15 protein-coding genes are annotated in these 15,833 nt (G+C 68.9%); 11 read left to right on the top strand and 4 right to left on the bottom strand.

The genetic code is table 11. The features are described from left to right. The first annotated feature begins 104 nt into the window (after nucleotides 1-104). From dnaK to OH735_RS17400, 4 genes are all read left to right on the top strand, one after another. Nucleotides 105-1,946, top strand: a complete 1,842-nt coding sequence (gene dnaK / locus OH735_RS17415) for a molecular chaperone DnaK (protein ID WP_406382455.1) — start codon at nucleotides 105-107, stop codon at nucleotides 1,944-1,946. Further along, complete coding sequence (gene grpE, locus OH735_RS17410; protein ID WP_406382454.1) at nucleotides 1,943-2,590, top strand: nucleotide exchange factor GrpE; 648 nt, start codon at nucleotides 1,943-1,945, stop codon at nucleotides 2,588-2,590. Before dnaK ends, grpE begins: the two co-directional genes overlap by 4 nt. Nucleotides 2,591-2,683: 93 nt before the next feature. After that, nucleotides 2,684-3,868, top strand: coding sequence for a molecular chaperone DnaJ (gene dnaJ, locus OH735_RS17405; RefSeq protein ID WP_406382453.1), 1,185 nt, complete (start codon nucleotides 2,684-2,686; stop codon nucleotides 3,866-3,868). A gap of 1 nt (nucleotide 3,869) precedes the next feature. Continuing rightward, complete coding sequence (locus OH735_RS17400) at nucleotides 3,870-4,316, top strand: heat shock protein transcriptional repressor HspR (RefSeq protein ID WP_266747141.1); 447 nt, start codon at nucleotides 3,870-3,872, stop codon at nucleotides 4,314-4,316. Nucleotides 4,317-4,668: 352 nt separating this feature from the next. Here the strand turns inward: OH735_RS17400 and OH735_RS17395 are convergent, their stop codons facing one another. Both OH735_RS17395 and OH735_RS17390 read right to left on the bottom strand, forming a co-directional pair. Next, nucleotides 4,669-5,649 (bottom strand): LuxR C-terminal-related transcriptional regulator, encoded by a 981-nt coding sequence (locus OH735_RS17395; RefSeq protein WP_406382452.1) that lies wholly within the window; start codon nucleotides 5,647-5,649, stop codon nucleotides 4,669-4,671. 154 nt (nucleotides 5,650-5,803) lie between these two features. After that, on the bottom strand, nucleotides 5,804-6,790 hold the full coding sequence (locus OH735_RS17390) for a helix-turn-helix transcriptional regulator (RefSeq protein WP_406382451.1): 987 nt from the start codon (nucleotides 6,788-6,790) through the stop codon (nucleotides 5,804-5,806). Nucleotides 6,791-6,921: 131 nt separating this feature from the next. Here OH735_RS17390 and OH735_RS17385 point away from each other — a divergent pair, with 131 nt between their 5' ends. Together OH735_RS17385 and OH735_RS17380 are read left to right on the top strand one after the other, a co-directional pair. Next, a complete protein-coding gene (locus OH735_RS17385; protein ID WP_406382450.1) occupies nucleotides 6,922-7,152 on the top strand; it encodes a 5'-nucleotidase in 231 nt (76 codons plus the stop codon). Continuing rightward, the gene (locus tag OH735_RS17380; RefSeq protein WP_406382449.1) at nucleotides 7,149-7,469 is read left to right on the top strand and encodes a (2Fe-2S)-binding protein; all 321 of its coding nucleotides are present in this window, start codon (nucleotides 7,149-7,151) and stop codon (nucleotides 7,467-7,469) included. Before OH735_RS17385 ends, OH735_RS17380 begins: the two co-directional genes overlap by 4 nt. Before the next feature lie 138 nt (nucleotides 7,470-7,607). Here the strand turns inward: OH735_RS17380 and OH735_RS17375 are convergent, their stop codons facing one another. Continuing rightward, a complete protein-coding gene (locus OH735_RS17375) occupies nucleotides 7,608-8,012 on the bottom strand; it encodes a pyridoxamine 5'-phosphate oxidase family protein (RefSeq protein WP_406382448.1) in 405 nt (134 codons plus the stop codon). 209 nt (nucleotides 8,013-8,221) lie between these two features. Here OH735_RS17375 and clpB point away from each other — a divergent pair, with 209 nt between their 5' ends. Together clpB and OH735_RS17365 are read left to right on the top strand one after the other, a co-directional pair. After that, nucleotides 8,222-10,807 carry an ATP-dependent chaperone ClpB gene (gene clpB, locus OH735_RS17370; RefSeq protein ID WP_406382447.1) on the top strand — a complete coding sequence of 862 codons (2,586 nt, stop codon included), beginning with the start codon at nucleotides 8,222-8,224 and terminating at the stop codon, nucleotides 10,805-10,807. Between the two features lie 169 nt (nucleotides 10,808-10,976). Beyond that, a complete protein-coding gene (locus OH735_RS17365) occupies nucleotides 10,977-11,537 on the top strand; it encodes a YbjN domain-containing protein (RefSeq protein WP_266747137.1) in 561 nt (186 codons plus the stop codon). A gap of 111 nt (nucleotides 11,538-11,648) precedes the next feature. Here OH735_RS17365 and OH735_RS17360 read toward each other — a convergent pair whose 3' ends face one another. Beyond that, a complete protein-coding gene (locus OH735_RS17360) occupies nucleotides 11,649-12,824 on the bottom strand; it encodes a pyridoxal phosphate-dependent aminotransferase (protein ID WP_406382446.1) in 1,176 nt (391 codons plus the stop codon). A 147-nt stretch (nucleotides 12,825-12,971) separates the two neighbouring features. Between OH735_RS17360 and OH735_RS17355 the strand changes: the two genes are divergently transcribed. The 3 genes from OH735_RS17355 (at nucleotide 12,972) to OH735_RS17345 (ending at nucleotide 15,831) form a co-directional block, all read left to right on the top strand. Further along, entirely contained in the window at nucleotides 12,972-13,292 is a 321-nt protein-coding gene (locus OH735_RS17355) for a hypothetical protein (RefSeq protein ID WP_406382445.1), read from the top strand. Nucleotides 13,293-13,622: 330 nt separating this feature from the next. Continuing rightward, entirely contained in the window at nucleotides 13,623-14,144 is a 522-nt protein-coding gene (locus OH735_RS17350; protein WP_406382444.1) for a DUF2617 family protein, read from the top strand. Between the two features lie 85 nt (nucleotides 14,145-14,229). Then, nucleotides 14,230-15,831, top strand: coding sequence for a polyamine aminopropyltransferase (locus tag OH735_RS17345; protein WP_406382443.1), 1,602 nt, complete (start codon nucleotides 14,230-14,232; stop codon nucleotides 15,829-15,831). The last annotated feature ends 2 nt before the right edge of the window (nucleotides 15,832-15,833 follow it).

The following is a 15,833-nucleotide window of genomic DNA, read 5'->3' as shown; positions in this document are numbered from 1 at the left end:
TGCACGATAGTTGAGTCCACTCGACTCAACTCTGTTGACACTGGGGCGGCTGTCGTGCATTCTTGAGTCAGTTGCACTCAAGTAGTCAAGTTGGAGGAACTGAAATGGCACGTGCGGTCGGCATCGACCTGGGCACGACTAACTCCGTCGTCAGCGTTCTCGAAGGCGGCGAGCCCACCGTCATCACCAACGCAGAGGGCGCCAGGACCACGCCGTCCGTCGTCGCCTTTGCGAAGAACGGCGAGGTGCTGGTCGGTGAGGTCGCCAAGCGTCAGGCAGTGACCAACGTCGACAGGACCATCCGCTCCGTCAAGCGCCACATGGGCACTGACTGGAAGATCGACCTGGACGGCAAGAGCTTCAACCCGCAGCAGATGAGCGCCTTCGTGCTGCAGAAGCTGAAGCGGGACGCCGAGTCGTACCTGGGCGAGAAGGTGACCGACGCGGTCATCACCGTTCCCGCGTACTTCAACGACTCCGAGCGTCAGGCGACGAAGGAGGCCGGCGAGATCGCGGGCCTGAACGTCCTGCGTATCGTCAACGAGCCGACGGCCGCCGCGCTGGCGTACGGGCTCGACAAGGACGACCAGACGATCCTCGTCTTCGACCTCGGTGGTGGCACGTTCGACGTATCGCTGCTGGAGATCGGCGACGGAGTCGTCGAGGTGAAGGCCACCAACGGTGACAACCACCTCGGTGGTGACGACTGGGACCAGCGCGTCGTCGACTACCTGGTGAAGCAGTTCGCCAACGGGCACGGCGTCGACCTGTCCAAGGACAAGATGGCGATCCAGCGTCTGCGCGAGGCCGCCGAGAAGGCGAAGATCGAGCTCTCGTCCTCGACCGAGACGTCGATCAACCTGCCCTACATCACGGCGTCCGCCGAGGGCCCGCTGCACCTGGACGAGAAGCTCACGCGCTCGCAGTTCCAGCAGCTCACCGCCGACCTTCTGGACCGCTGCAAGACGCCGTTCCACAACGTCATCAAGGACGCGGGCATCCAGCTCACCGAGATCGACCACGTCGTTCTCGTCGGTGGCTCGACCCGTATGCCGGCCGTCGCCGAGCTCGTCAAGGAGATGACCGGTGGCCAGGAGGCCAACAAGGGTGTGAACCCGGACGAGGTCGTCGCGATCGGTGCCTCGCTCCAGGCCGGTGTCCTCAAGGGCGAGGTCAAGGACGTCCTGCTGCTCGACGTCACCCCGCTGTCCCTCGGTATCGAGACCAAGGGCGGCATCATGACGAAGCTCATCGAGCGCAACACCACGATCCCGACCAAGCGTTCCGAGATCTTCACGACGGCCGAGGACAACCAGCCGTCCGTCCAGATCCAGGTCTACCAGGGCGAGCGCGAGATCGCGGCGTACAACAAGAAGCTCGGCATGTTCGAGCTGACCGGCCTGCCGCCGGCCCCGCGCGGCGTCCCGCAGATCGAGGTCGCGTTCGACATCGACGCGAACGGCATCATGCACGTCGCCGCCAAGGACCTCGGCACCGGCAAGGAGCAGAAGATGACCGTCACCGGCGGCTCCTCGCTGCCGAAGGACGAGGTCAACCGGATGCGTGAGGAGGCCGAGCAGTACGCGGAGGAGGACCACCGCCGCCGCGAGGCCGCCGAGTCCCGCAACCAGGGCGAGCAGCTCGTCTACCAGACGGAGAAGTTCCTCAAGGACAACGAGGACAAGGTCCCCGGTGACGTGAAGACGGAGGTGGAGACCGCGCTCACCGAGCTGAAGGAGAAGCTCAAGGGCGAGGACACCGCCGAGATCCGTACCGCCACCGAGAAGGTCGCGGCCATCTCCCAGAAGCTGGGCCAGGCGATGTACGCCAACGCCCAGGCCGACGGCGACCCGCAGCCGGGCGCTCAGCAGGCCAAGGCCGACGACGACGTCGTCGACGCCGAGATCGTGGACGACGAGAAGGACGCGAAGGGCGGTGCGGTGTGACCGAGGAGACTCCGGGCTTCGAGGAGAAGTCCGACGTCCCCTCCGGCGCTGCCTCCGACGGAGCTGAGCCGAAGGATGCCCCCTCCTCTCCGGAGGAGGAGGCGCCGGCGGCCGGGGACGGAGTACAGACAGTCGGTCTGACGGCCCAGCTGGACCAGGTCCGCACGGCGCTCAACGAGCGCACGGCCGACCTCCAGCGGCTCCAGGCCGAGTACCAGAACTACCGCCGTCGCGTCGAGCGGGACCGGGCCACGGTCAAGGAGATCGCAGTAGCGGGTCTCCTGTCCGAGCTCCTGCCCGTGCTCGACGACATCGGCCGGGCCCGGGATCACAACGAGCTCGTGGGCGGGTTCAAGTCGGTGGCCGAATCGGTGGAGACGGTCGTCGCCAAGCTGGGCCTGCAGCAGTTCGGCAAGGAGGGCGAGCCCTTCGACCCGACGATCCACGAAGCCCTGATGCACTCGTACGCGCCGGACGTCACCGAGACGACCTGCGTGGCGATCCTGCAGCCGGGGTATCGGATCGGCGAGCGCACCATCCGCCCCGCGCGGGTGGCGGTGGCCGAACCCCAGCCGGGTGCGACACCGGCTGCCAAGGAAGAGAAGGCAACCGACGAGGAGAGCGGTGGCACCGAGGAGGTCTGACATCCTGTCTGACCACCTCGCTGCCCACCGCCCGGCCATGCGACCGGCCAACGGGCCGGTCGTATGGCCGATCGTCCGGAAGGAGGGACGTCGATGAGCACGAAGGACTTCGTCGAGAAGGACTACTACAAGGTCCTCGGCGTCCCCAAGGACGCCACCGATGCCGAGATCAAGAAGGCGTACCGGAAGCTCGCCCGCGAGTTCCACCCGGACGCCAACAAGGGCGACGACAAGGCGGAGGAGCGCTTCAAGGAGATCTCCGAGGCGAACGACATCCTCGGCGACAGCAAGAAGCGCAAGGAGTACGACGAGGCGCGCGCCCTCTTCGGCAACGGCGGCTTCCGGGCCGGCCCCCCGGGCGCGGGAGGCAACTTCAACTTCGACCTGGGCGACCTCTTCGGAGGGGCCCAGGGCGGGGGCCAGGGCGGCGGAGCCGGCGGTTTCGGCGGCGGCGGTCTGGGCGATGTCTTCGGCGGTCTGTTCAACCGGGGCGGCACGGGGACGCGGGTGCAGCCGCGCCGCGGCCAGGACATCGAGTCCGAGGTGACGCTCAGCTTCACCGAGGCGGTCGAAGGGGCCACGGTCCCGCTGCGGATGTCCAGCCAGGCGCCGTGCAAGGCGTGTTCCGGCACCGGTGACAAGAACGGCACCCCCAGGGTCTGCCCGACCTGTCTCGGTACCGGCCAGGTGTCGCGCGGCACCGGCGGCGGCTTCTCGCTCACCGATCCCTGCGTGGACTGCAAGGGCCGGGGCCTCATCGCCCAGGACCCCTGCGATGTCTGCAAGGGCAGTGGACGGGCGAAGTCCTCCCGGACCATGCAGGTCAGGATCCCGGCGGGCGTCTTTGACGGTCAGCGGATCCGGCTGCGCGGCAAGGGCGGTCCGGGCGAGCGTGGCGGACCGGCCGGCGATCTGTACGTCGTGGTCCATGTCGACGCCCACCCGGTCTTCGGCCGCAAGGGCGACAACCTCACGGTCACCGTGCCCGTCGACTTCACGGAGGCGGCGCTCGGCGGCGAGGTGAAGGTGCCCACGCTCGGCGGCCCGCCGGTCACCCTGAAGCTGCCGGCCGGTACCCCCAACGGGCGCACGATGCGCGCCCGGGGCAAGGGCGCGGTACGCAAGGACGGCACCCGGGGCGACCTGCTGGTGACCGTCGAGGTGTCGGTGCCCGGGGAGCTGAGCGCCGAGGCCAGGGAAGCGCTGGAGGCCTACCGGAAGGCGACTGCGGGCCGTGACCCGCGGGCAGAGATCTTCCAGGCAGCGAAGGGAGCTTGAGGTGGACGGCCGACGACGTAATCCGTACGAACTGACCGATGAAACACCGGTGTACGTGATCTCGATCGCGGCCCAGCTCTCGGGCCTGCATCCGCAGACGCTGCGCCAGTACGACCGTCTCGGCCTGGTCTCGCCCGACCGGACGGCCGGGCGTGGCAGGCGTTACTCGGCCCGTGACATCGAACTGCTGCGTACCGTACAGCAGTTGTCGCAGGACGAGGGGATCAATCTCGCCGGTATCAAGCGCATCATCGAGCTGGAGAACCAGGTCGCGGCCCTCCAGCAGCGTGTCGCTGAACTCTCGGCGGCCGTGGACGGTGCGGCGGCGGCGATGCAGCAGCGTGAGGCCCAGGTGCATGCGTCGTACCGGCGCGATCTGGTGCCGTACCAGGACGTGCAGCAGACCAGCGCGTTGGTGGTCTGGCGGCCGAAACGGCCGAAGGACTGAGCGGGACCGGCGTACCCGCACGACGGACGAGGCCCGTCACCCGTGTGTTTCACGGGTGACGGGCCTTTGTCCTTTGTTCATCGAGACCATCCGGTCCATCGAGCCCTTTGGGGCGACGGGTCGATCTCGCGCCGGGTCCAATCCCCGTGCGTCGCCGTGGAGTTGTGGGAGGCTCCGGCGTGCTGAGCGCTGAGCGCCGACAGGGGCTCGAGGCTGGCGGGCGGGAGGAAGGGGCGGGGGTTGCGTTCTGTACTGGTGTGGACCGTGCGACTGAGCGGGGCTGTGGGGTGGATCGCGGCCGGTGCGCAGGTCGATGGCCGGCCGGCCTCGGCCACACCCGCGAGTTCGGACGTCAGCGAGACTCTGCGTCGACCATCCCCGACTGGACGAGGCGTGCCCCGAGTTGAGTCCGGCTGGAGGCGTTGAGCGTCCGCATGAGCCGGGAGATGTGTGCGCGGCAGGTGCGGACGCTGATGCCCAGTTTGCGGGCCACGATCTCGTCGACGTGGCCCTCGACGAGGAGGCGGGCGATGCTGAGCTGGACGGCGGTGACGGAGGCGCCGGGAGCCGTTGCCGGCAGGTTCTCGGTGAGCGGGGTGGCCTGCGCCCACAGGACTTCGTAGACCTGGACGAAGTAGCGGACCAGTGCGGGGTGGCGGATCTTCAGGGCCACGTCGCGTTCGGGGGTGGCGGGGATGAAGGCCACGGCGCGGTCGAAGACGAGGAGGCGCTCGACGGTCTGCTCCAGGGTACGCACCTGCAGAATTCCTGCGGGTATCTGGTCCACGTAGGACCTGAGTTCCGGGCTGTAGCGCGCCGAGTGCTGGTAGATGTGGCGGAGAGGGATGCCGCGGTCCAGCGTCGACCTGGCGTTCGTCAGGGCGAGTTGAAGCTGCTCGGGCGGCCGGGTGCTGCCGGGTTGCAGTGTGAGGATTTCCTGCCTGGCCTCACGCGTGGTGTCGACAATGGCCGACTCGATCAGAGGCATGCCTTCGAGCACGGTGATGGCAAGGTTGGGATCCTCGCTCGCGATGGAGGCCAGTGGCGCCAGTGCCTCGGTGAGCGAGGCGGCCATTCGTACCCGCTCGTGGATCTCCCGGGTGATGGGCTGCAGCAAATGGGCCAGGCCGGACGAGGGCGGTACGGGACGCATCCAGGCGCTGTCCTGTGGATCGGGGTGAAGCAGTGCCATCTCGGTGAGGCAGGGGGCGGGTTCCAGTGCGGCCCGCGCGATCCGTCCGGTTCTCAGTGCCTCGGCGTAGAGCCGGAGGGCCGCCTCGCACAATGCGCCGTCTCTGTGGGAGTGTGCGATTTCGTCCTCGTCTCTGCCCATCTGTGACCCCCCACTTCCGGCAATGCAACAAGATGACGGTGGTGAAAGCGTAGGTGGCGGGAGAGGCTCGTCGTACCCGGTGATGAACCTCTCCGGCGTCGGGGGCCGCGGTCGCTCTCCCCCGTATTGCGGTTGCGGTCCCCCTTGGTCCGGCTCAGTCCGGTCCCTGTTCCAGGATTCCTGACCGGGCTATCAGGTAACCGAGCTGTGCCCGGCTGTTGCTGCCGAGAGCGGCGCTGAGTTTGGCGATATGTGCGCGGCACGTTCGTACGTTCATGCCGAGGCGGCGGGCGATGGCCTCGTCGACGTGACCTTCGACGAGGAGTTTCGCGATGGAGTGCCGCACCCCGGAGATGCCTTCGAGCGTCGGGTCGTACGGGATCTGCTCCTGCAGTGGGACCGCACGCTGCCAGAACTGCTCGAAGACGCTGACGAGGTACTCCACAATGCCTGGGTGTCTCAGTTCCAGCGCCACTCTCCGATCGTCCGTGGCGGGGATGAAAGCGACGGTGTGATCGAAAATCATGAGCCGTTCTATGAGCTCTTCGAGAGTGCGGATCTCCACCTTCCCCTCTGCCATGCGTGCCGCGTACGTGAGGGTTCCGTGGCTGTGCCGGGCGGTGTGCTGATAGAGGGTGCGCATGCCGACGCCGCGTTGCGTGAGAATGTTTCCGCGTTCTATCGCGATGTTGAGCGCGTCCTCGCTGCGCCCGCCACCGGGCTGGATGGTGAGGACTTCCGACTTGCACTCGGTCAGGGCGAGTTCGATGGACGCATTGATCCGGTCAATGCCTTCGAGCACCGTGATCGCATGAGTGGTCGGCGGCGCCTGGGCGCTGATGGCCATGAAGGGTTCGAACGCATCCGTCAGTTCGACCGTGAGGCGTCGACGGTCCTGGATCTCACGCTCTATCGGGTGCAGCAGTTGAGTCAGTGCGGCGGACGGCGGCGCCGGCCGGAGCCAGGTGTCGTCGTCGGGGTCGGGGTGCAGCAGCGCGAACTCCAGCAGGCAGGGGGCCGGCGCCACCTCGGTGCGCGCTATCTTGCCTACGCTCAGCGCGCTGGCGTACAGCCGCGCTCCCTCGTCGCACAGAGCGCTGACGGAGTGGGGATGTGTCGCGTTTGCTTCATTTGTGACCATTTGCCCACCCCCCAGGAACATGCATCTGCAGGAACATGATGCATCGCTTCTGTGGCATTGACGTGCCTCAATGAGCAATCGTCTTGTCATGCGGGGGAGAGGAAACCTTGGAAGTGAGGACGAAGCCCACTATGAGTAACAAGATGCTTCGCTCGGTGCTTGCTGCGGCCTTCTCCGCCGGGCTGACATTCGGTGCGATCGGCACCCTGGACCTTGCTTGGGACAGTGCGCCGGCAGGGGCGCAGGTTCAGGCCGTGGCGCCCCCCGACCTCGCCTGGGACGCGCTCCCCGCCGACGTCACGGGCGCGCGGACATCCGACCTTGCCTGGGACATAGCTCCAGGGAAGTCGGCAAGCGCGTGACCATCCCGCCGGACGACCGGACCTTCCGGCGGGAAATGGCCACGGCCTACCGATCAGGCTGGCATTTCATCGATCTCGTCACTGCCATCCCCCGCTGTGGCGACTCGCTGATGGTCACTCTGTTCGGCGACCCCATCGTTGTCGCACGCGAGGAAGACGACGAAGTGCGTGCCTACCGTTGCCTCCGCAAGCCGCGTGGAGCCCCGCAGCCCGTTCGCTGCGCGATTCGGTACGACATGATTTTCGTCAACCTCGACCGTCGGGACCACCAGCTGTTCGAGCCAGAGACCATTTCCGCCACCTCCCGCAGTGCCTGAGCGATCCCCCGTCGTTACACGTCGCTCGGCACTCCCCCACACAACGGCGTCATCGTGACCTGAACACGATGGCGCCGTTGTGCTGTCCGGGCCCTGGGTCGCAAGCCCCGGGGGAGCCCCGGAAGTCCGCAGTCCTGCTCACGCCCTGCCGAGCGCCCGGTCCAGGGTGATCTCGATGACGACGCGGTCCGGGTTGGGTGCCGGGGTGCGTTCGTAGCGTTCCGCGTAGCGGCGTACCGCGTCGGCGACCACGTCCGGTTCCGTGCGTACCGTCGCACGGCCCTCCAGGGTCGCCCAGCGGCCGCGGTCGACCTGGCAGGCCGCGACCCGGGCGCCGGACGGGCCCGCGGCCAGGATGTTGGCGACCTTCCGGCTGCCCTTGTTGGTGATGACGCGGGCGAGCCCGGCCTCGGGGTCGTATGTCACCCCCACCGGCACCACGTGCGGCGTGCCGTCGGGGCGGGGTGTGGTCAGGGTGCACAGGTGGTACTCGCGCCAGAACGCGAGGTACTCGGGGCTCGGATTCGTCACGTCGACTGCCATGGGAAACAGGGTAGGGAGTGCGCATCCGTGGCCCGCCCCTGCGGTGGCGGAGGTCCTCTCCGGCCGGTTGACTCGGACTCGGACTCGGACTCGAAATTGCACTCGGAAGAGGCGCGATGCCGGGTTGAGTGGAATAGACTCAACTTTGTGCACGTTGACTCAGTCAGTGTTGTGGAGAGACCAGTCACCGCAAGGAGGAGAGAGCGCACGTGGACGCCGAGCTGACCAACAAGAGCCGGGACGCCATCAACGCGGCCACCAGCAGGGCCGTGAAGGACGGACACCCCGATCTGACCCCCGGGCATTTGCTGCTCGCGCTGCTCGCGGGCGAGGACAACGAGAACATCATCGACCTTCTCGCCGCCGTCGAGGCCGACCAGATCGTCGTACGCACCGAGACGGAGCGGCTCCTGGGCGCGGAGCCCAGCGTCACCGGGTCGACCGTCGCCCCGCCGCAGCCCAACCGCGAGCTGCTCGCCGTCATCGCGGACGCCGCGCAGCGCGCGAAGGAGCTCGGCGACGACTACATCTCCACCGAGCACCTGCTGATCGGGATCGCCGCCGAGGGCGGCCGCGCCGGTGAGATCCTGAGCGCTCAGGGAGCCAGTGCGAAGAGGCTGCTGGACGCGTTCGAGAAGAGCAGGGGAGGGCGCCGGGTGACCACACCCGACCCGGAGGGTCAGTACAAGGCCCTGGAGAAGTTCGGTACGGACTTCACGGCCGCCGCCAGGGAAGGCAAGCTCGACCCGGTCATCGGACGAGACCAGGAGATCCGGCGTGTCGTCCAGGTCCTGTCGCGGCGTACGAAGAACAACCCCGTACTCATCGGCGAGCCCGGAGTCGGCAAGACCGCCGTCGTCGAGGGGCTCGCCCAGCGCATCGTCAAGGGTGACGTCCCCGAGTCCCTGCGGAACAAGCGGCTCGTCTCGCTCGACCTCGGCGCGATGGTCGCGGGCGCCAAGTACCGCGGCGAGTTCGAGGAACGGCTGAAGACCGTCCTCTCCGAGATCAAGGAGAGCGACGGCCAGATCATCACGTTCATCGACGAGCTCCACACCGTCGTGGGCGCGGGCGCCGGCGGGGACTCCGCCATGGACGCGGGCAACATGCTCAAGCCGATGCTGGCCCGCGGCGAGCTCCGCATGGTCGGTGCGACGACGCTCGACGAGTACCGCGAGCGGATCGAGAAGGACCCCGCCCTGGAGCGCCGCTTCCAGCAGGTCCTGGTCGCCGAGCCGTCCGTGGAGGACACCATCGCGATCCTCCGCGGCCTCAAGGGCCGTTACGAGGCGCACCACAAGGTGCAGATCGCGGACTCCGCGCTGGTCGCCGCCGCGACCCTGTCCGACCGCTACATCACCTCCCGCTTCCTCCCCGACAAGGCGATCGACCTGGTCGACGAGTCGGCGTCCCGGCTGCGCATGGAGATCGACTCCTCGCCCGTCGAGATCGACGAACTGCAGCGTGCCGTCGACCGCCTCCGGATGGAGGAGCTGGCGCTGAAGAACGAGACCGACGCCGCTTCCGTCCAGCGTCTGGAGAAGCTCCGCCGCGACCTCGCCGACAAGGAGGAGGAGCTGCGTGGTCTCACCGCCCGCTGGGAGAAGGAGAAGCAGAGCCTCAACCGTGTCGGTGAGCTGAAGGAGCGCCTCGACGACCTGCGCGGACAGGCCGAGCGCGCCCAGCGCGACGGCGACTTCGACACCGCCTCCAAGCTGCTGTACGGGGAGATCCCCGGCCTTGAGCGGGAGCTCGCGGAGGCCGACGAGGCCGAGCAGGAGGCCGCCAAGGACACGATGGTGAAGGAGGAGGTCGGCCCGGACGACATCGCCGATGTCGTCGGCGCCTGGACCGGCATCCCGGCCGGCCGGCTGCTGGAGGGCGAGACCCAGAAGCTGCTCCGCATGGAGGACGAGCTCGGCAAGCGCCTCATCGGGCAGACCGAGGCCGTACGGGCGGTGTCGGACGCGGTACGCCGTACCCGCGCCGGAATCGCCGACCCCGACCGGCCCACCGGCTCGTTCCTCTTCCTCGGCCCGACCGGCGTCGGCAAGACGGAGCTGGCGAAGGCCCTCGCCGACTTCCTGTTCGACGACGAGCGGGCCATGGTCCGCATCGACATGAGCGAGTACGGCGAGAAGCACAGCGTGGCGCGGCTTGTCGGCGCCCCGCCCGGCTACGTCGGCTACGAGGAGGGCGGGCAGCTCACGGAGGCGGTCCGCCGCCGCCCGTACAGCGTCGTCCTGCTGGACGAGGTCGAGAAGGCCCACCCCGAGGTCTTCGACATCCTGCTCCAGGTCCTCGACGACGGCCGGCTCACCGACGGACAGGGCCGGACGGTGGACTTCCGTAACACCATCCTGATCCTGACCTCCAACCTCGGCAGCCAGTTCCTGATGGACCCGCTGACACAGCCCGAGGTGAAGAAGGAACAGGTCCTGGAGGTCGTACGGGCCTCGTTCAAGCCGGAGTTCCTCAACCGGCTCGACGACCTGGTCGTCTTCTCCGCCCTGTCCGGCGACGAGCTCTCGCACATCGCGAAGCTCCAGATCGACCGGCTCGCGGGGCGGCTGGCCGAGCGCAGGCTCACCCTGGACGTCACGCCGGACGCCCTGGCGTGGCTGGCCGAGGAGGGTAACGACCCGGCCTACGGAGCACGGCCGCTGCGCCGCCTCATCCAGACGGCGATCGGCGACCGGCTCGCGAAGGAGATCCTCGCCGGCGAGGTCAGGGACGGGGACACCGTCCGGGTGGACCGGGTCGGGGACGGCCTGCTCGTCGGCCCCGCTTCGTAGCCGCCCCGGCCCCCCGTGGTGGCCCCGTGGCAGTCACCTTGTACGGTCCCGGCGGGCCCGGTCCGCACCGGCTGCGTGTCAGCTCGTGGCGGATCGGGCCCCTCCGGGCTTGCCATCCCCCGCCCGCCATGGGAGAGGATGGCGCCAACCGCACGAAGGGAAAAACACGGTGAGCATCGATCCGTCCTCGATTCCTAATTTCGGGGGCCAGCCCGAACCGCAGGCCGCAGGACCGGAGGGCCCCGTCGTCCCTGACCAGGACCTCGTCAAGCAGCTCCTGGAACAGATGGAGCTGAAGTACGTCGTCGACGACGAGGGCGACCTCGCGGCGCCGTGGGAGGACTTCCGCACGTACTTCATGTTCCGCGGCGAGGACGAGCAGCAGGTCTTCTCGGTCCGTACGTTCTACGACCGCCCGCACGCCGCGGACCAGCGTCCGGTCCTTCTCGACGCGATCGACGACTGGAACCGCCGCACCCTGTGGCCCAAGGTCTACACGCACACCCACGAGCCCGAGGAGGGCTCCGAGGACACCGAGGTCTCGGTCCGTCTGATCGGTGAGGCGCAGATGCTCATCGGTACGGGCGTCAGCCTGGAGCACTTCGTCTCGTCGACGGTCAGCTGGGTGCGCGCCTCGATCGAGTTCGACAAGTGGCTGCAGGAGCGTCTGGGCCTGACGCCGGCCGAGGAGAAGACGGACGGCGGGGACCCGACCCCTCCGGGCGCCTGAGTCCCGCACAGCAGTGACAGTCCGGCCCGGGGCGGCGGTGCTCATGACCGCCGCCCCGGGCCGGACCGCGTTTCGCTTCAGCCGCTTCAGCCGCTTCGGCCGCTGGAGCCGCTACAGCCGTTTCAGCCTGGACGCCGCCTCGGCCAGTACGTCGTCACGCTTGCAGAAGGCGAACCGTACGAACGGCGCACCCTGCTCCCGGTGGTCGTAGAAGACCGCGTTCGGGATGGCGACGACGCCGCACCGCTCGGGCAGGGACCGGCAGAACGCGAAGCCGTCGCTCTCGCCGAGGGGACGGATGTCGGTGGTGACGAAGTACGTGCCGGCCGGGCGGTAGACCTCGAAACCGGCCTCGGTGAGCCCGTCGCTCAGCAGATCCCGCTTGGCCCGCAGCTCGGCGCGCAGCCCGTCGTAGTAGCTGTCGGGCAGCCGCAGCGCCTCGGCGACCGCGTACTGGAACGGGCCCGCGGACACGTACGTCAGGAACTGCTTCGCCGAGCGGACGGCGGTCACCAGTTCCGGGCTCGCAGTGACCCAGCCGACCTTCCAGCCCGTGAAGGAGTACGTCTTGCCGGCCGAGCCGATGGTGACGGTGCGTTCACGCATCCCGGGGAAGCCGGCGAGCGGGAGGTGTTCGCCCTCGAAGACCAGGTGTTCGTAGACCTCGTCGGTGACGACCAGAAGGTCGCGCTCGCAGGCCAGTTCGGCGATCGCGCCGAGTTCCTCACGGGTGAGGACGGTGCCGGTGGGGTTGTGCGGGGTGTTCAGCAGGATCAGCCAGGTGCGGGGGGTGACGGCGGCGCGCAGTTCGTCGAGGTCGAGGCGGTAGGTGCCGGTGGCCGCGTCGGGGTGGAGGGTGACGGGGACGCGGCTGCCGCCCGCCATGGCGATGCAGGCGGCGTACGAGTCGTAGTAGGGCTCCAGGGCGATGACCTCGTCGCCGGGCTCCAGCAGGGCCAGCAGGGCCGCGGCGATGGCCTCGGTGGCGCCCGCGGTGACCAGGACCTCGGAGTCGGGGTCGTGGGCGAGCCCGTAGCGCCGTTGCTGGTGGTCGGCGATCGCGGTGCGCAGTTCGGGGACGCCGGGGCCCGGCGGGTACTGATTGCCGTGCCCGGCGCGCAGGGCACGGATCGCGGCCTCGCGGATCTCGTCGGGGCCGTCGGTGTCGGGGAAGCCCTGGCCGAGGTTGATGGAGCCGGTCCGTACGGCGAGCGCCGACATCTCCGCGAAGATCGTCGTGCCGAACTCTGCGAGGCGGCGGTTGAGCAGCGGTCGTCCCTGTGTCATGTCCGCCATCCTGCGCGGAAGCTCTGGAGTTGCTCAAGTCTGCTTTGGCCGTACGGGGACAAGGGCATCCCCCACTCACGCAAGAAGCGGACGGAGCAGACGGAAGCGGGGGACCTCGCTTCGGGGGAACGGAAGGACGTGAGGTCGGTGGTGGGGACTTTTGTCGGAGTGGTGATCGCGGCGGCGGTGATCGGACTGATCGTCTCGCTCGTGAAGGGGGCCGGGGGCAGGAAGAAGTCGCGCGGCCGGAGCGTGCGCCGGGGTGCGGGCGATGGCAGCGCCGGGGACGGCAGCTGGTGGGCGGGCGGTGACAGCGGTGGCGGTGACAGCGGTGGCGGTGGCTCGTCCTGCGGCGGCGGCAGCCACTCGGGTGGTCACTCGGGCGGACATTTCGGTGGTCATTCGTGCGGTGGAGGTCATTCCTCGTGCGGTGGCGGCTCGTCCTGCGGCGGGGGCGGAGGCGACTGACACGGGGCAGTCGGTCCGCGGCCGGGCAGTGCCACCGTGCCCGGTGCCCGACAGGTGCCCGGCGGGTGAACTCCCGCCGGGCACCTTTTTGTTGGGCATTCCGCGAGAGGCCGGTGAACAGGTGATCCGAGAGGCACCCGAGGGGATGGAAACCACGGCAAGTTGGGTAAAAACGCTGTGGATGCGGCTTATTCGTGATTCCCTCGATGGAGAGAACATCCAGCCCTCGGACCCCAGTTGGACCTGATCGGGCGCTTCCCCCCTCCCGCGTGCAATCACGTCGGAGGCGTCCCCTGTCCATGTGTCCACGCTTGTTTGCGGAGCCGACCCATGCTCACGACCCTCCAGACGGCCTATTCCGACACCCGTGCTGCTGACCTGGCCTGGGCGCTGGGGCGCGAACCGCTCCCCGCCTTGGCCGTGCTCGACCTCGATCTCGCGGGTGCCCGGCTCCAGATGCGCCTGCTGGGCGCCTCCCACCAGGTACTCCTCGAGGAGGACCGGGGCACCTGTTCCGAAACCGTCGCGTGCATCCCCGGCAGCAGCACACCGCTGCCGCTCGGGGTCGCCAAGCGGCTCGGCGAATGGGAGTACGAGTTCGCGGCACGCGTCGAGACGCTCTCGGCGGGCTCCTTCGCCGGGCGCGCGCAGGAGCTCCTCGCGCTCGTGACCGACCATCCCCAAGGTCTCGCCGGGACGTTCCCCGGCAGCCCGCACGCCTTCACCGCCATGCTCGCCCAGCGGACCGAGGGCCAGGTGCGGTGGCGCACCTGGCATGCGTACCCGCAGGAGGGGCAGTTGGTGGTGACACGTACCCGAGTGGGGGTGCGGATGCCGGCGGCAGCGCTCTGACACGGACCCAACTCCCTTGTGGGCGCGCCACTTACACCCGTGTGGGTGACAGGCGGCCACCATCTTGTGACGTAGCGTTCGCATCATGATCAACCAGCAGGTGTCGCTGCGAGGGGGCGCGGCGCGTCTTCCCGTACGGCCGAGGACCGGTCGGTGTCTCGTGCTGGCCGCTGTCTTCGTCTGTGCCGCCTGCGGTCTGGTGTACGAGCTCGAACTGGTGGCGCTCGCGTCCTACTTGATCGGTGATTCGGTCACCCAGGCGTCCGTCGTGCTCTCCGTGATGGTGTTCGCGATGGGCGTCGGCTCGCTCCTCGCGAAACGTTTACGCGGCCGTGCCGCAGTGGGTTTCGGGCTGATCGAGGCGGCGCTCGCACTTGTCGGCGGTTCCTCCGCGGTCGTGCTGTACGCGTCGTTCGCCTGGATCGGGGAGTCGCAGTTCGCCCTGGTCGGTTTCTCGCTCACGATCGGCGTCCTGATCGGTGCGGAGATCCCGTTGCTGATGACGCTGATCCAGCGGGTCGACCGGCAGGACGCGGGCGGGACCGTCGCGGATCTGTTCGCCGCCGACTACGTGGGCGCGCTGGTCGGCGGGCTGGCGTTCCCCTTTCTGCTGCTGCCGGTGCTCGGCCAGCTCACCGGGGCGCTGTTCACCGGCGCGGTCAACGCGGTGGCGGGCGGGGCGCTGGTGCTGTGGGTGTTCCGGCGGGACCTCACTCCGCGCTCCCGGTGGCTGCTGATCCTCGTCAACGTCGCCGTGATTGCCGCGCTCGCCACCGCGACCGCGCTGGTCGACGACTTCGAGCGGGCGGCGCGGCGTGCCGTGTACGGGGACGGGGTGCGGGTCGCGGTGCAGACCGGGGTCCAGGAGGTCGTGCTGACGGGGGCGGGCCGCAGCTCCCTCGACCTGTATCTGGACGGGCGGCTGCGGGTCAGCGCGCGCGACGAGTACCGCTACCACGAGGCGCTGGTGCACCCGGCGATGAACGGGCCGCGCGCCCGCGTTCTGATCCTGGGCGGCGGCGACGGCCTCGCCGCCCGGGAGGTGCTGCGCTACCCGGACGTACGCGCCGTCACCCTCGTCGAGCTCGATTCCGGTCTCACCCGGTTGGCCCGTACCGACCGCGCTCTCTCGGCGCTGAACGCCCACGCGTTCCGTGATCCGCGGCTGACGGCCGTCGATGCGGACGCCTTCAACTGGCTGCGGGGGGCGCACGGCAGGTACGACGTAGTGATCTCCGATCTGCCCGACCCCGGGATCTCCGACAGCACGAAGCTGTACTCGGCGGAGTTCTACGGCCTGATCGCCGAGACCCTCGCCCCGGGCGGCCGGCTGGTGGTGCACGGGGGGCCGCCGGTCACCCGGCCGCGCACGTACTGGACGGTGGAGGCGTCGATGAGGGCGGCGGGCCTGCACACCCGCCCGTACCGGATCAGCGGCCGGCTCTCCGATTTCGCGGCCGGCCCCGACCGCGCCACGCACCGGGCGCAGGCCGAGGACGGCTGGGGCTTCGTCCTCGCCGGCCGGGGCAAGTCGCCCGCGCTCCGGCTCGGCCCGGAGGTGCCGAAGCTGCGGTCGCTGACACAGCCCTCGCTGGTGCGCGCGGGGCGGGACGCGGAGAGCGCCCGGCCGCGCGGACCGCTGCCGCCGTCGACGCTGGTGCATCCGCGGTACTGGGAGGAGGGGTGAAC

This window comes from Streptomyces sp. NBC_01618 (assembly GCF_045209435.1).
GTDB lineage: Bacteria > Actinomycetota > Actinomycetes > Streptomycetales > Streptomycetaceae > Streptomyces.
Note: the sequence above shows the minus strand (reverse complement) of the source record. Positions and strands in the feature narration are given on the sequence as shown.

Coding starts and splice junctions, on each gene's coding strand:
- OH735_RS17385 (WP_406382450.1), top strand. CDS start 6,922: ATGAGTAACAAGATGCTTCGCTCGGTGCTTGCTGCGGCCTTCTCCGCC.
- dnaK (WP_406382455.1), top strand. CDS start 105: ATGGCACGTGCGGTCGGCATCGACCTGGGCACGACTAACTCCGTCGTC.
- OH735_RS17350 (WP_406382444.1), top strand. CDS start 13,623: ATGCTCACGACCCTCCAGACGGCCTATTCCGACACCCGTGCTGCTGAC.
- OH735_RS17375 (WP_406382448.1), bottom strand. CDS start 8,012: ATGGCAGTCGACGTGACGAATCCGAGCCCCGAGTACCTCGCGTTCTGG.
- dnaJ (WP_406382453.1), top strand. CDS start 2,684: ATGAGCACGAAGGACTTCGTCGAGAAGGACTACTACAAGGTCCTCGGC.
- OH735_RS17360 (WP_406382446.1), bottom strand. CDS start 12,824: ATGACACAGGGACGACCGCTGCTCAACCGCCGCCTCGCAGAGTTCGGC.
- OH735_RS17345 (WP_406382443.1), top strand. CDS start 14,230: ATGATCAACCAGCAGGTGTCGCTGCGAGGGGGCGCGGCGCGTCTTCCC.
- OH735_RS17390 (WP_406382451.1), bottom strand. CDS start 6,790: ATGGTCACAAATGAAGCAAACGCGACACATCCCCACTCCGTCAGCGCT.
- OH735_RS17395 (WP_406382452.1), bottom strand. CDS start 5,649: ATGGGCAGAGACGAGGACGAAATCGCACACTCCCACAGAGACGGCGCA.